Raw genomic sequence first — 14,266 nt, forward strand, 5'->3', positions numbered from 1 at the left:
CCGCCCCGCGCACCCACCACCTTTACCGTTGTTGGAACCGATCATGACCAGCCTGCTGCGGCGCACTCTGTGCGCTGCCCCCCTTGCGTCCGTCCTGACACTCCTTCCCGCGGCTGCGCAGGCGCAAACCAGCGTCGCGCCCAAGGAGGAGACTCAGGCTCCTGCCCCCGCGACCCCGGTCGCGAACAGCTATCCCTCGGCCGCCGCGGGCGACGGCGCCACGAGCGCCGGCTATAATCTTTCCCGTTGGGCCGAGGACTGGCGCGGCATGTGCGATCCGGCCAAGCGCGACGATCCGATCGACCGGTTGAAGTGCCTGCCGCTCGACAGCGACGGCGATGTCTATCTGACGCTGTCGGGCGAACTGCGCCTGCGCGTCAACGAGACCACCAACCCAAATTTGCGCGAAAGCGGTGCGCAGCGCCAGGACATCAACCGCATCGTCGCCGGCGCGGACCTGCACGTCGGACCGCACTTCCGGGCTTTCGGTGAGATCGCGCATGGCGGCCTTGCCGGACGCAATCTCGGCACCATCGCTGGTACGATGCGCAACGATCTTGTCGTCCAGCAGGCCTTTGTCGAAGGCGATGCGACGGTCGCAGGAGCCGACGTTGGCGTACGCTATGGCCGGCAGGAGTTCACCGACGGACCCAACCTGCTGACCTCCCAGCGCGACAACAACACCATCCGCTTCGTCCTGAACGGTACGCGGGCCTGGGTGCGCGGCAAGGGCGTGCGCGCCGACGTCTTCGACTATAAGCTCACCAGCCTCGGGACCGAGGGCACTGACGACGATCGGGTCGACGATGGCCGCCGCTTCTCCGGCGCCACCTTTGGCGTGGTGCTGCCGCCGGTGGTCGACGGCGCCAAGCTCTATTTCGACCCGTTCTTCTGGCGCCTGCGCAACGACACGGCATCCTGGGGCGGCGTCACCGCGCGGGAGGTGCGCCACTATCAGGGCGCGCATCTGTGGGGCGATGCCGGCCCGCTGACGCTCGACTGGACGGTCAACCACCAGGGCGGCAGCTTCGGCAACCGCGACATCGACGCCTGGCAGGTGCTGCTCGCCCAGACCTACCGCATCGGCGGGAAGGACGGGCCGCGCGTCGGCTTCCACTTCGACTATGCAAGCGGCGGCGGCGCGTATGACGAGGGCAAGCTCAGCAACTCGCTCGCTCCGTTCGGCAACAACGTCTATTACAGCTACCAGCTGGCGCTGACGCCGACCAACCTGGTCGCGCTTGCGCCCAACGTCACCTTTGCGCCCGTCAAGAAGCTGCGGCTGACGGCCGAGTATCAGCTGAGCTGGCGCGACAGCGCGTCCGACGCGGTGTACCGCGCGAACGGAACCGCCTTCTCTGGAACGGAAGTCGTCGGCGGGCACAAGATCGGCGACGTTGCCCGGTTGCAGGCGATCTACACGGTGAGCCCGCGTGTCTCGCTGACAGGCCGCTACGAGCATCTGTCGGCCGGTCCGGTGCTGACGCGCGCCGGCTATACCGACTCCGACTTTCTGGCAGGCTGGATCAGCTTCCGCTTCTGAGCCGCACGGATCGGGGAAGCCTCCCCTCCCGACACACGAACGCCCGCCAGCTTCGCAGCTGGCGGGCGTCGTAGTTCGTGGAGAAGGACGAAGCGGGTGAACCCGCCTCGACTTACTTCTTGCCGAGGGTGAGGCCACCGAAACGCTTGTTGAAGCGTGCGACCTGGCCACCCGCATCCAGCAGGCGCTGGTTGCCACCGGTCCATGCCGGATGCGCCAGCGGATCGATGTCCAGCTGCATCGTGTCGCCTTCCTTGCCCCAGGTGGAGCGGGTCTCAAACACGGTCCCGTCGGTCATCTGCACCTTGATGGTGTGATAGTCGGGATGGATATCATTCTTCATCGTCAAGCTCCTGTGAATGGCTGGTTTCCGACCAGCCGGAACGAAGCGGTGCCCCTACACGCTAGGGCGGCCCACCGCAAGCAGTGGGCCGCCCTGAGGCACCGGAAACTGGGTGTGCTCAGGCGGAGGGCGGATCCGCGATCATGGCGGTGAACTCGCATTCCGTCGCGACTTCGCCATCGAGCAGTGCCTTGCCTGCGAACTTGCAGACGCGCGACCGCTTCTGGACGAACTCGACCTGGAGCTTGAGCAGCACGCCTGGCTCCACGGGCTTGCGGAACTTCACGCCATCGATCGACATGAAGTAGACGAGCTTGCCCGAGCCGGCGAGGCCCAGGCTCTCGACCGCCAGCACGCCGGCGGCCTGTGCGAGCGCCTCGACCTGGAGAACGCCCGGCATGATCGGCCGGCCAGGGAAATGCCCCTGGAAGAACTCCTCGTTGATCGAAACCGCCTTGATCGCTGTGATGCGCTGGTCGACCACGAGTTCTTCTACCCGGTCGACCAGCAGCATCGGATAGCGGTGCGGCAGCGCCGCCATGATCCGCTTGATATCGTACGTCTGGGTCATGGCACCGTCTGCCGCCATTCTCAGCGGCCCCGCGGCTTTGCTGCCGGTGCAGCAGGCGCGGCTGCGGGAGCTGCCGCACCCTGCTGCTGACCACCCGGCTGCCAACCGGCCGGCGGGGTGGTCTGCACGCTCGGCACCGAACGGTTGAGTTCGGCGATCAGATCATTGGTGACCTGAGCAGCCGGCAGCGACTTCACGGTCGCGTCCGGGGGCAGGATCACCGACAGGCGGCGTGCAGTCATGACACGATCGAGCGCGGGCTCGAGCTGGCGCACGATCTGCTCGTTGACATAGGCCTGGGCCAGCTGAACCGGCGCGAGGATGCGGCCGAGTTCCTGCTGGGCGGCCTGCTCGCGCTGCTGGATGCCCTGATACTGGGTCTGGAGCGCCTGCTGGTTGGCGTTGGGAGCGCGACGGGCCGCCTCGAACGCGTCGACCTGCGGCTTCAGCTCGGTCTGGATCGCGTTGCGGCGGGTGTTCGCCTGGTCGATCTGCGCCTTGTAGGTGGTCTGGATCTGGGTCATCGCGGTCGTGAATGCGTTGGAGCGGCGGACCGCTTCCTGCAGATCCACGACGCCCAGGCCAGCGACCTGCGCGAATGCCGGCGCTGCCGCCGACACGGAGGAAACGGTGACGAGTGCGGCGAGCGCCGCCTTGGTAAAGCTACGCATCAGAATTGAGTCCCTACGTTGAAGGTAATGAGCTTGGTGTCGTCGCCCTTTTGCGTCAGCAACGCCTTCGCCACGTCGATCCGGAGCGGGCCGAACGGCGAGTTCCAGTTGACGCCGATGCCGACGGAGATGCGCGGCTTCCAGGTGTCGCTGAGATATTCCTCAACAAACGGCGAGGTGGTGGTCACCGCCGCCGAGTTCGTCTCGCCACCCGAGCAGGTCCCGCCATAGGTTGCCGAATAGCCGGTCGCGCAGGTGGTGTAACGCGTCGAGGTGGTCCCTGAGGAGTTGGTATAGCTGTTGAGATACAGCGCAGCCCCATCCGTCGTCGTCACCGGCGTCGACAGCGGCAGCAGCGAGGGCGAGCCGTCCGAATTGTACAGCAGGTTGCCGCTGGCATCCGTCGCCTGCTCGAACGTCGCGGTCGGCAGCGGCTTCTTCAGGCTGAACAGCGAACCGAACTGCATGAAGATCGAGGGCCGCAGACCAAGCTCGGAAATGCCGGAACCGAGCGGCGGCTCAAGCTCCAGCTTGCCCAGGTAATAGGCCTTGCCGCCGAGCGGATCGTCATAGCGGTTGTCGGTGGTGAGGGTCTGGGTGCCCGAAGCCGCATCGCCGGTCAGGTAGGTGCGGCGGATGCGCGGACCGATACCGCGGATGTCGAAACCGCGGAACTGCGGTTCGCCAAGGTAGAAGCGGTCCGTGATGCGTACCGGATCGACACCCTCGCCAGGGCTCTTCTGGAGCGAGTGGATGTAGCCACCCTCAAGCCCGGCAGAAAGCACCCAGCCGCCCAGGTTCCAGTATTTGTCGCCATCGAACGTGCCGCGAATATAGCGGACGTCGCCGCCCAGGCCCGCAAAGTCCGCGCCCAGGACCAGTCGCGAACCGCGGCTCGGGCGGATGCGGCTGTTGAGGCTGTCGTAGATCAGCGAGGCGCCGATCGACGAGGTCAGGCGGTTGCCGATGGCTTCGCACAGATAGCGGCCGGCCTTGAGCGGGTCGCAGACGCCGTTGGTGTAGTAGGTGCTCTCGTCGAGCGAAACATCGTCCTGCTGCAGCGTGTAGCGGCCGGAAAGCTGCCAATATTCGGTGAGCGGAACGCCCACGACCAGGCGGCCGCCGGTCGAAACCTGCGAATACAGCTCGTTGCGGTCGCTGTTGTAATAGTTGAACGAGTTGTAGTCGCGACGGAACAGGGTGCCGCCCAGCGCGATGTTCTTGTCGAACAGATAGGGCTCGGTGAAGCCAAGCTCTACCGACTTGGAATAGCTGGAATAGCTGGCGCTGGCCGAGAGGGTCTGGCCCTTGCCGCGGAAGTTGTTCTGGCGGATCGAGGCCTGGAGGATGAACTTCTCCAGGCTCGAGAAGCCGGCCGACAGCGACAGCTCGCCAGTCGACTTTTCCTCGACATTGGCGGCGAGCACGACGCGGTCCGGCGTCGAGCCCTGCTGCTGCTTGATCTCGAACTTGTCGGCGAAATAGCCGAGCGAGTTGATGCGGTCCTGCGAACGCTTGACCAGGAAGGCGTTGAAGGCGTCGCCCTCGGCCACGCGCATCTCACGCCGAACCACCTTGTCCTGCGTCTGGGTGTTGCCGGTGATCTCGACCCGCTCGATATAGGTGCGGTTCGCTTCGGCGAGGTTGAAGTTGACCCCCATCGTCAGCGCTTCGCGATCGCGCTGGATATCCGGCCGCACGTCGGTGAACGCGTAGCCGTAGAGGCCGGCATATTCGCTCAGGCTGGTGATCGAGTCCTCGATCAGCTTGGCGTTATACTGGTCCCCCTTCTTCATCGGCAGCGTCTTGGCGAGCTTCTCGCCGTCAAAGTCGCGGATCGCGCTTTCGACGGTCACATCGCCGAACTTATAGCGCGGACCTTCCTCGATCACATAAGTGATGATGAAGTCGCGCTTGTCCGGGGTAAGCTCCGCGACGGCGGAAATCACGCGGAAGTCGGCGTAGCCCTCGGTCAGATAGAAGCCGCGCAGCTTCTGCTGGTCGGCCGCGAGGCGGTCCTGATCGTAGCTGGTCGCCGAGCTGAAGACGCGGAAGAGGCGCGACTGCTTGGTATACATCTCCTTGCGGAGATCGGAGTCGGAATAGACATTGTTGCCGATGATGTTGATCTGACGGACCTTGCTCTTGGGTCCCTCGTTGATCTCGAACACCACGTCGACGCGGTTCTGGTCGAGCATGACCATCTGCGGCTCGACCGAGGCAGCGAAGCGGCCCTGGCGGCGGTACAGCTCGACGATGCGCGCGACGTCGGCGCGAACGGCGGTACGGGTGAAGATCTGCCGCGGGGCGAGCTTGATCTCCTTGGTGATCTTGTCGTCCTTCAGCCGCTTGTTGCCTTCCAGCACCACGCGGTTGATGATCGGGTTCTCGCGCACCACGACGACGATGTCGCCGGTCTCCACGCCCTCGATCTGTGCATCGGCCAGCAGGTCCGACGCCAGCAGGTCGACGATCGCCTGGTCCAGGCTTTCGGTCGTATAGGGCTGGCCCACGCGCAGCTTGGTGTAGGATAGCACCGTGTCCGGCTCGATCCGCTGCGATCCGCGCACCGTCAGCGTGCGGATGTTGCGAACCGGCGCCGAAACGACCACCGGAGGAGTGGCGCTAGGCGCGGCCTGCTGCGCCTGGGCAGCGGGGGCAGCCGGCGTTGTCTGCGCCATTGCAACACCCGACAGCATCGTGCCTGCCATCAGCACGGTCGCGCGCACGCCGTAGTTGGAAACCTTCTTCACATCCCACCCCAGTCGGTAAGCCGTACAACACACACAGCATGCGGTTCCGGCCCGCCCTGCCCTAAGCCGCTCACCCGATCAAGCCGGACAAGCCGCGCCAAAGCCCTAGCGACCCGAGATCATTCGCGGTCACCAGAAGCATCAACGCCAAAATTGCCATCACACCGCCCCGGAACGCCCATTCCACCACCCGCGGGTCGGTGGGACGGCGACGTACGGCTTCGATCGCATAGAACAACAGGTGGCCGCCATCGAGCATCGGGACTGGCAAGAGGTTGATGAACCCCAAGTTAATCGAGATGAGCGCCACCAGGAACACGAATGCCTGGGGCCCGAGCACCAGTTGCTCACCCGAGGCGCGCGCGATGCTGATCGGGCCGCCGAGCTCCGACACAGGCCGGCGGCCGGTGATGATCTGACCAAGGGTATCGACCATCATCCCCAGCATCTCGGCGGTCTGGCGGACGGCCACAGCCGGTGCCTCCAGCACGCCGACCGGCTCCACGACGCGTTCGGCAGGACCAATGCCAAGCTGGCCCAGCTTGAAGACATTGCCGAAGCGGTCCTGCTCCGTCGTGGTGCCAAGCGTCACAGGAAGGGTCTGCACCTGTCCGCCGCGTTCCAGCTGCAGCGTGCTCACCTCGCCGGGGCGGATGCGCGTGAAGCGGGCGATGTCGTCGAACGTTTCGACGCCGCGCCCGCCGATCGAGAGGATCTTGTCGCCGGGTTGGAGGCCAGCGGCAGCAGCCGCGCTGTTCGGCGCAACCAGGCCGACGGTGGCGGGCGTGCGGCTCTCACCATAGGCGAGCGCGAAACCCGCCAGGATCACGATCGCGACCGCAAAGTTGATAAGCGGGCCGGCCGCGACGATGATCGCGCGCTGCCACAAGGGTTTGGCCTGGAAGGTGGCACGGCGTTCGGCGGCGGGAAGCGACAGCCAGTCGGCGGAAGGCTGGCTCGCCGGGTTCATGTCGCCGGCGAAGCGGACATAGCCACCCAGCGGCAACCACCCGAACTTCCACCGAGTCCCACGACGATCCGTGAAGCCGCCGATCTCGCGCCCGAACCCGACCGAGAATGCCTCCACCTTCACGCCGAAGCGGCGACCAGCGAGATAATGGCCGAGTTCGTGGATGAAGACGAGGGGTCCGAGCGCCAGCAGAAAGGCGAGGACACTCAGCAGGAAGCCGGGGCTTTCGATCAAGCGACGCAGTCCTTCACACGCTCTCCCGCAAGCCGCCGGGCCTCTGCATCGACCGCGAACACCGCGTCGAGGCTGGCCGGTGCCTCCGGATCATAGCGCTCCAGCGTATCGGCCACGATTGCGGCAATTTCGAGGAACCCGATGCTCCCGGCCAGGAAAGCAGCGACCGCGACTTCGTTGGCGGCGTTGAGGATCGCCGGCCGTGCACCGCCGGCCTGAAGTGCCGTGCGCGCGAGTGCGAGCGCCGGGAATCGCACCGGATCGGCAGCCTCGAAGTCGAGTCGGCCGACGCTGGCAAGATCGAGCGGCGCGCACGGCGTTTCCATTCGGTCCGGCCAGGCGAGCGTGTGCGCGATCGGCGTGCGCATGTCCGGCGTGCCCATCTGCGCCAGCACCGAGCCGTCGACATATTCGACCATCGAATGCACCACCGACTGGCGGTGGACGATGACGTCGAGCTGGTCCGCCGACACAGGGAAGAGGTGGAACGCCTCGATCAGCTCCAGCCCCTTGTTCATCATGGTGGCAGAATCGACCGAGATCTTGGCGCCCATCGACCAGTTGGGATGGGCGACCGCCTGGGCCGGGGTAATGCCGCGCATCGCCTCCAGGCTCCACTCGCGGAACGGGCCGCCGCTGGCGGTCAGCACGATGCGGCGCACGCGCTCGGGATCGGCGAAGTCGAAGCATTGGAAGACGGCGTTGTGCTCGGAGTCGACCGGCAGCAACGTGGCACCATGCGCGCGGGCGGCGGCGGTCGCCACTTCGCCGGCGGTGACCAGCGCTTCCTTGTTGGCAAGGGCGACGGTGGCGCCGGCCTGAAGCGCGGCCATGACGGGGCGGAGGCCGGCCGTGCCGACGATCGCGGCCATGGTCCAGTCGGCGCCCATTGCCGCTGCTTCCGCGACGGCCTCGGAACCAGCGGCGACTTCGGTGTCGGAACCGGCAAGCGCGTCCCGCAGCGCGTCCAGGCACTCGGGATCGGCGACCACGGCCCGACGCGCGCGCGTGCGGATCGCCGCCTCGGCCAGCTTCTTGACGTCGCGGTTGGCGGTGAGGGCCAGCACCTCGAACTGCTCGGGTGCGCGGACGATGAGATCGAGCGTCGAGGTGCCGATCGACCCCGTCGCACCGAGGATGGAGACGCGTTTCATGGCAGGAACTTTGCGAGCACGACCATCAGCGCAGCGGCCGGGGCAACGGGTACGAGACCGTCGAGCCGGTCGAGCACGCCGCCATGGCCAGGGAGGACATTGCCGGAATCCTTGACGCCGGCGCGGCGCTTGAGCTGGCTTTCGTAGAGGTCCCCCATCTGCGCCAGCACCGCGAGCAGCGGCGTTGCGAGCACCAGATGGAGCGGCAGGCCGAACTCCTGGAGGATCGCGCCGAACAAGGTGGCCGCGATCACGCCGCCGATCAGCCCGGCCCAGGTCTTGTTGGGGCTGATGGTGGGCGCAAGCTTGGGGCCGCCGATCGAGCGGCCGGCGAAGTAGGCGCCGATGTCGCACGCCCACACCAGCGCCATGGCCCAGAAGCTCAGCAGTCGGCCCTGCGGCTCGTGGCGCAACAGCAGCAGCGCAAGCACGGGCAGCCCTACATAGACGATGCCATGCGCAAGCCCCTGCCGACGCGTGACGATCACGATGAAGAAAGCGGCGCCGGCAACCAGGCCGAGCGCGAGAAACCCGGGACCCGCGGCGACCGGCGCCATGATCGTGACCGGCACGAAGAGCGCCAGCTGCGCAAGCCGCTTGTCCTTGGGAACGACGTGGTGGAGGTCGGCCCACTCCGCCATCATGAACAGCGCGGCGACCGCAACCAGCAGCCAGAACAGGAACCCGCCGACATAGAGCGCGACCGCCGCGATGGCGATCATGGCGACGCCGGCAACCGCGCGGACGCTGAGGTCAGAGCGCCGCGGCGGCACCGGCTGGTCGGTCACAGGCCACCGAAGCGGCGCTGCCGCTGGCCGAAATGCGCGACCGCGTCCGCCAGCGCGTCTGCCCCGAAGTCGGGCCAGAGCGTGTCGACGAACAGCAGCTCGGCATAGGCCGCCTGCCAGAGCAGGAAGTTCGACAGCCGCACCTCACCCGAGGTACGGATCATCAGGTCGAGCGGCGGCAGGTCGCGCGTGGTGAGCGCGTCCTCGATGGCCGCCTCGTCGATCGCCTCCACCGGCATCTGGCCGTCGCGCACGCGCGTCGCGAGCTGGCGGGCGGCAGCGACGATCTCGGCCTGCGCGCCATAGTTGAGTGCGATCGCCAGCTGGCAGCCGGTGTTGCGCGCGGTGCGCGCCATCGCGTCCTCGATCAGCCGGACGAGATCGGGCGACAGTCGCCGCCAGTCGCCGATGACGTGCAGGCGGACGTTCTCGCGCGCGAGCTCGTCGATCTCGCTGCGCAGGAAATGGCGCAGCAGGCCCATGAGGTCGCTGACCTCTTCCTCGGGCCGGCGCCAATTCTCGGACGAAAAGGCGTAGAGGGTGAGCGCCTCGATCCCGAGCTCGCGCGCGGCGCGGGCGGTACGGCGTACGGCCTCCACGCCCTGGCGATGGCCAGCAATGCGCGGCAGCCGCCGGGCCTTCGCCCAGCGGCCGTTCCCGTCCATGATGATCGCGACGTGACGGGGCATCGCAGCACCCGCCCCCCCCGATGCCGTAACCGGGGCTGCAAGCGACGTCACTTGCCCAGGATTTCCTTTTCCTTGGCAGTCGCAGCGGAATCGACGTCGGCGATGGTGGCGTCGGTGAGCTTCTGCACCTCCGTCTCCAGGCGCTTGCGCTCGTCCTCGGAGATGACGCCCTTCTTCTCGTCGGTCTTGAGGCTGTCCATGCCGTCGCGGCGGACGTTGCGGACGGCGACGCGCGCCTTTTCCGCATATTGGCCAGCGAGCTTGGCGAGTTCCTTGCGGCGCTCCTCGGTCAGGTCCGGGATCGGCAGGCGCAGCGTCTGGCCGTCAACGATCGGGTTGAGACCGAGGCCCGCCGAGCGGATCGCCTTGTCGGCCGGACCGACGTTGGACTTGTCCCAGACCTGCACCGACAGCATGCGCGGCTCGGGCGCGGAGACGGTTGCCACCTGGTTGAGCGGCATGTGCGCACCATAGACCTCGACCGTAACCGGATCGAGCAGCGCGGCGGACGCGCGGCCGGTGCGAAGACCGCCCAGATCGCCCTTCAGCGCCTCGACTGCGCCGGCCATGCGGCGTTCGAGGTCGGCCTTGCTATATGCAGCCATGAATCAGGCTCCTGTTCTTTTTAAGCGTTGGTCTGGTTCTGGACGACGGTGGCGGTACCCTGACCGCGCAGCACGGCTGCCAGATTGCCCTCGTCGCGGATGTTGAACACCACGATGGGGATGTCGTTGTCGCGGCAAAGCGCCACGGCGCTTGCGTCCATGACCTTCAGGTCGTCGGCGAGCACGCGACCGAAGCTCAGCGTGTCATAGCGCTTGGCGGTGGGTACCTTCTTGGGATCGGCATCATAGACGCCGTCGACGCTGGTGCCCTTGAACAGCGCGCTGCAGCCCATTTCGGCGGCACGCAGCGCGGCAGTCGTGTCGGTGGTGAAGTACGGGCTGCCGGTGCCGGCGGCGAAGATCACGACGCGACCCTTCTCCATGTGCCGCACGGCGCGGCGGCGGATATAGGGCTCGCATACCGACGCCATCGGGATCGCCGACTGGACGCGCGTCTCGACGCCGATCCGCTCCAGCGCGTTCTGCATGGCGAGCGCGTTCATCACGGTCGCCAGCATGCCCATGTAGTCGGCGCTGGCGCGATCGAAGCCCTGCGCCGCGCCCGCCAGGCCACGGAAAATGTTGCCGCCGCCGACGACCAGGCACAGCTCGTGCCCCTCATCGCGCGCGGCCTTCACCTCACGTGCGACGCGGTCGCAGGTGGCGGGATCGATACCGAACTGACCCGGCCCCATCAGGACCTCGCCCGAGAGTTTCAAAAGGATGCGATCAAAGCGAGGCAGGGTCATGACACCTTGTACATAGGGTTCGGGAAACGGCGCGAACCTTAGGGCCGGGCGGCTTGGATGCCAAGCGCCGATCCCGTGCAGATCCGGTGAATACGACAACGGGCGCGGCCACCTGGGTGGCCGCGCCCGCGTCAAAAACGTCTCGCGAGAACGAGCGCTTACTTGGAGATGCCGGCGGTTGCCGCAACCTCGGCCGCGAAGTCGCTCTCTTCCTTCTCGATGCCTTCACCGAGCTGGAAGCGGACATAGTCCTTCAGCACGATCGTGCTGCCGGCTTCCTTGCCGGCCGCGGCGATCACGTCCTGAACCGGGGTCTTGCCGTCCATGACGAACGCCTGGGTCAGGAGCGCGTTCTCCTTCTTGAACTTCTCGATCGGGCCGTTGAGGATCTTCTCGGCAACTTCGGCGCTCTTGCCGACGATCTTCTCGGCGTTCTTCTCCCGCAGAACGGCGGCTTCACGCTCGACGACTTCCGGATCGAGATGTTCAACCGACAGCGCCAGCGGGAAGGCAGCGGCGATGTGCATCGCAATCTGCTTGCCGAGCGGCTCGAGCACGTCGGCACCCGCTTCGCTCTCCAGCGCGACCAGCACGCCGATCTTGCCGAGACCGGCCGAGGCGGCGTTGTGCACATAGGGGACGATCACGCCGCTGGTGACTTCAAGGCGCTTGGCGCGACGGATCGACTGATTCTCGCCGATGGTGGCGATGTTGTGCGTCAGCACGTCGGCGACGGTGGTGCCCGACGGCATGGCTGCCGCCTTGATCGCTTCGACATCGTCACCGACCGAGAGCGCGACCTGAGTCACTTCGCGGACGAAGTTCTGGAACTGGTCGTTCTTGGCGACGAAATCGGTCTCGGAGTTGACCTCGACCGCAGCACCCACGGTGCCGGCAACCGCAACGCCCACCAGGCCCTCTGCCGCGGTGCGGCTGGACTTCTTGGCGGCGGCGGCAAGACCCTTGGTGCGCAGCCAGTCGACGGCGGCTTCCATGTCGCCACCATTCCCGGCCAGCGCCTTCTTGCAATCCATCATGCCTGCGCCCGAACGCTCGCGCAGTTCCTTGACGGCGGCGGCGGTGATCTCTGCCATGTCGTGGTTCCTTGTATGTCAGTCAAAGTTACGGGCGGGGTAGAGCATGATGCCCCGCCCCGCCCGAAAATCGTTCGATCCGCGCCGATCAGGCGTTGATCTGCTGCTCGCCCTCGGCAGCGACGGTCTCGTCCGAAGCCAGTGCTTCCTCGACCGGCGGCTCGTCCATCGCGCCGACGTCGAAGTCAGCCTGCTGCATCTGCTGCTGGCCACCGCGGGTCGCGGCGATCGCAACGGCTTCGCAATACAGGCGGATCGCGCGGCTCGCGTCGTCGTTCGCCGGGACCGGGAACGCAATGCCTTCCGGCGAGACGTTCGAGTCGAGGATGGCGACGACGGGGATGCCGAGCTTATTGGCTTCCTTGATCGCCAGCTCTTCCTTGTTGGCGTCGATCACGAACATGATGTCCGGGATGCCGCCCAGGTCGCGGATACCGCCAAGCGACAGCTCGAGCTTGTCGCGCTCGCGGGTGAGCTGCAGCACTTCCTTCTTGGTGAGGCCGTGCGTGTCGCCCGACAGCTGCTCCTCAAGCGTCTTGAGGCGCTTGATCGAGTTGCCGATGGTCTTCCAGTTGGTGAGCATGCCGCCCAGCCAGCGGTGGTTCACGAAGTGCTGGCCCGACTTGCGCGCGGCGTCAGCGATCGGCTCCTGCGCCTGGCGCTTGGTGCCGACGAACAGCACCTTGCCGCCGGCGGCGACGGTCGACGAGACGAACTCAAGAGCGCGCGCGAACAGCGGCACGGTTTGCGACAGGTCGAGGATGTGAACACCGTTACGGTCGCCGAAGATGTACGGCTTCATCTTCGGGTTCCAGCGGTGGGTCTGGTGACCGAAGTGCGCGCCCGATTCGAGCAGCTGCTGCATGGAGACGACAGGTGCCGCCATAGGGATAACTCCTTCCGGTTGAGCCTCTGGGAAGCAGGAATTCGGGGACCTTGAAGGCCCGGAACACCGGTATGTGCGCTTCCCATGCGGGGTTGAGGCGGCGCGCTTAGCCCAGCCGCCTCGTCAGATCAAGCGTTGACAGATGGAACGAATGTGGAACATACCATGTTCACAACAGGATTTCGGAACCAAAGCGGCCAGCGCTTCTTGTGTCTTAAAGAAGCGTTACCGTGTTCCGGCAAGCGTTCGGAGGTTTTTCATGGCCAGTCTGTTTGCTTCACTGCTTTTCGCGCTCACCCTCTCGGTGGCGATCTCCACGATCGTGGCAACGGTGGCGCCACAGTGGCACCGCATCGTTCGCCTGCTCCGCCACGGGCCGGAGACGCCGATGGAGCGCCTGCCGGCCATCCGGTTGTCGTCGCGCCGCAACCTTATCCGGCAGCGGGCGACGGCGCGGACGGTTCGCGCAGCCGCCTGACCCGGCGGTAGGAACGGATGCTGAACGGCAGCGTCGCGAGATAGCCCAGGCAGACGACGGTCAGCGTCTGCCAGGGCGCAGACACCAGCGCTGCCGCGACAATCACCACCACCACGATCGCCTCGAAGCGGATGTTGCGCCGAAGCTTCAAAGACGACCAGCTGTAGGTCGCCAGGCTCGACACCATCAGGAAGGCGATGAACGCCACCCAAGGGGCGACGATCCAGGGTGAGCGGAACACCGCCTCGTCCGACCACAGCCAAACATAGATGGGCAGCATCGCCAGGCCCGCCCCCGCGGGTGCGGGAATGCCGGTCAGGAAGCCGGCGGACTTGTGCGGCTGTTCCACTATGTCGATCTGCGCATTGAAGCGCGCAAGGCGGAGCGCGGTGAAGACGGCATAGACCAGCGCGCAGATCCATCCGATCCGCGGCGCCTCCACCAGCGACCAGAGGTAGAGGATCAGCGCGGGCGACACGCCAAACGAGATGGCGTCGGAAAGCGAATCGAGCTCAGCACCGAAACGGCTCTGGCCGTGGACCAGCCGGGCGATGCGGCCGTCGATGCCGTCCAGAACGCCGGCTACCAGGATCATGATGATTGCCCGCTCCCACTCGCCGGCAATAGCGAAGCGGATGCCGGTAAGGCCGGAGCACAGAGCCAAGGCGGTAACCGCATTGGGCGCGACGGCGCGCAGCGGAATGCCGCGGGCGGTTCGGGGTCGGCGCATCGGGCCGC

At 66.3% G+C, this 14,266-nt stretch carries 15 protein-coding genes; 2 read left to right on the plus strand and 13 right to left on the minus strand.

Annotation, left to right across the window (positions count from 1 at the left end; translation table 11 throughout):
• Nucleotides 1–43: 43 nt before the first annotated feature.
• A complete protein-coding gene (locus tag LK533_RS05250) occupies nucleotides 44–1,543 on the plus strand; it encodes an alginate export family protein (protein WP_229361695.1) in 1,500 nt (499 codons plus the stop codon).
• A gap of 112 nt (nucleotides 1,544–1,655) precedes the next feature.
• Here the strand turns inward: LK533_RS05250 and rpmE are convergent, their stop codons facing one another.
• The 12 genes from rpmE to rpsB form a co-directional block, all read right to left on the minus strand.
• Entirely contained in the window at nucleotides 1,656–1,886 is a 231-nt protein-coding gene (gene rpmE / locus LK533_RS05255; RefSeq protein WP_229361696.1) for a 50S ribosomal protein L31, read from the minus strand.
• Nucleotides 1,887–2,004: 118 nt separating this feature from the next.
• Nucleotides 2,005–2,457 carry a 3-hydroxyacyl-ACP dehydratase FabZ gene (gene fabZ / locus LK533_RS05260; RefSeq protein ID WP_229361697.1) on the minus strand — a complete coding sequence of 151 codons (453 nt, stop codon included), beginning with the start codon at nucleotides 2,455–2,457 and terminating at the stop codon, nucleotides 2,005–2,007.
• A gap of 20 nt (nucleotides 2,458–2,477) precedes the next feature.
• Nucleotides 2,478–3,128 (minus strand): OmpH family outer membrane protein, encoded by a 651-nt coding sequence (locus LK533_RS05265; RefSeq protein WP_229361698.1) that lies wholly within the window; start codon nucleotides 3,126–3,128, stop codon nucleotides 2,478–2,480.
• Entirely contained in the window at nucleotides 3,128–5,839 is a 2,712-nt protein-coding gene (gene bamA / locus LK533_RS05270) for an outer membrane protein assembly factor BamA (RefSeq protein WP_229361759.1), read from the minus strand. Before bamA ends, LK533_RS05265 begins: the two co-directional genes overlap by 1 nt.
• A gap of 112 nt (nucleotides 5,840–5,951) precedes the next feature.
• A complete protein-coding gene (locus tag LK533_RS05275; protein ID WP_229361699.1) occupies nucleotides 5,952–7,085 on the minus strand; it encodes a M50 family metallopeptidase in 1,134 nt (377 codons plus the stop codon).
• A complete protein-coding gene (locus LK533_RS05280; RefSeq protein ID WP_229361700.1) occupies nucleotides 7,082–8,239 on the minus strand; it encodes a 1-deoxy-D-xylulose-5-phosphate reductoisomerase in 1,158 nt (385 codons plus the stop codon). The genes LK533_RS05275 and LK533_RS05280 overlap by 4 nt, the downstream gene beginning before the upstream one ends.
• Nucleotides 8,236–9,027 carry a phosphatidate cytidylyltransferase gene (locus LK533_RS05285; protein WP_324255259.1) on the minus strand — a complete coding sequence of 264 codons (792 nt, stop codon included), beginning with the start codon at nucleotides 9,025–9,027 and terminating at the stop codon, nucleotides 8,236–8,238. Before LK533_RS05285 ends, LK533_RS05280 begins: the two co-directional genes overlap by 4 nt.
• Nucleotides 9,024–9,716, minus strand: a complete 693-nt coding sequence (locus LK533_RS05290) for an isoprenyl transferase (RefSeq protein ID WP_229361701.1) — start codon at nucleotides 9,714–9,716, stop codon at nucleotides 9,024–9,026. Before LK533_RS05290 ends, LK533_RS05285 begins: the two co-directional genes overlap by 4 nt.
• A gap of 47 nt (nucleotides 9,717–9,763) precedes the next feature.
• Nucleotides 9,764–10,321 (minus strand): ribosome recycling factor, encoded by a 558-nt coding sequence (gene frr, locus LK533_RS05295; RefSeq protein WP_229361702.1) that lies wholly within the window; start codon nucleotides 10,319–10,321, stop codon nucleotides 9,764–9,766.
• Between the two features lie 20 nt (nucleotides 10,322–10,341).
• Entirely contained in the window at nucleotides 10,342–11,070 is a 729-nt protein-coding gene (gene pyrH / locus LK533_RS05300; protein WP_229361703.1) for a UMP kinase, read from the minus strand.
• Between the two features lie 158 nt (nucleotides 11,071–11,228).
• Complete coding sequence (gene tsf, locus LK533_RS05305) at nucleotides 11,229–12,164, minus strand: translation elongation factor Ts (protein ID WP_229361704.1); 936 nt, start codon at nucleotides 12,162–12,164, stop codon at nucleotides 11,229–11,231.
• Nucleotides 12,165–12,252: 88 nt separating this feature from the next.
• Entirely contained in the window at nucleotides 12,253–13,050 is a 798-nt protein-coding gene (rpsB, locus tag LK533_RS05310) for a 30S ribosomal protein S2 (RefSeq protein ID WP_229361705.1), read from the minus strand.
• A gap of 259 nt (nucleotides 13,051–13,309) precedes the next feature.
• Between rpsB and LK533_RS05315 the strand changes: the two genes are divergently transcribed.
• Nucleotides 13,310–13,528, plus strand: a complete 219-nt coding sequence (locus LK533_RS05315; RefSeq protein WP_229361706.1) for a hypothetical protein — start codon at nucleotides 13,310–13,312, stop codon at nucleotides 13,526–13,528.
• On the opposite strand, the gene LK533_RS05320 is transcribed toward LK533_RS05315, so the two are convergent.
• A complete protein-coding gene (locus LK533_RS05320; protein WP_229361707.1) occupies nucleotides 13,482–14,258 on the minus strand; it encodes a CDP-alcohol phosphatidyltransferase family protein in 777 nt (258 codons plus the stop codon). The two genes, LK533_RS05315 and LK533_RS05320, sit on opposite strands and share 47 nt — an antisense overlap.
• Between the last annotated feature and the right edge of the window lie 8 nt (nucleotides 14,259–14,266).

Source organism: Sphingomonas sp. PL-96, from assembly GCF_020707215.1.
GTDB lineage: Bacteria > Pseudomonadota > Alphaproteobacteria > Sphingomonadales > Sphingomonadaceae > Sphingomonas.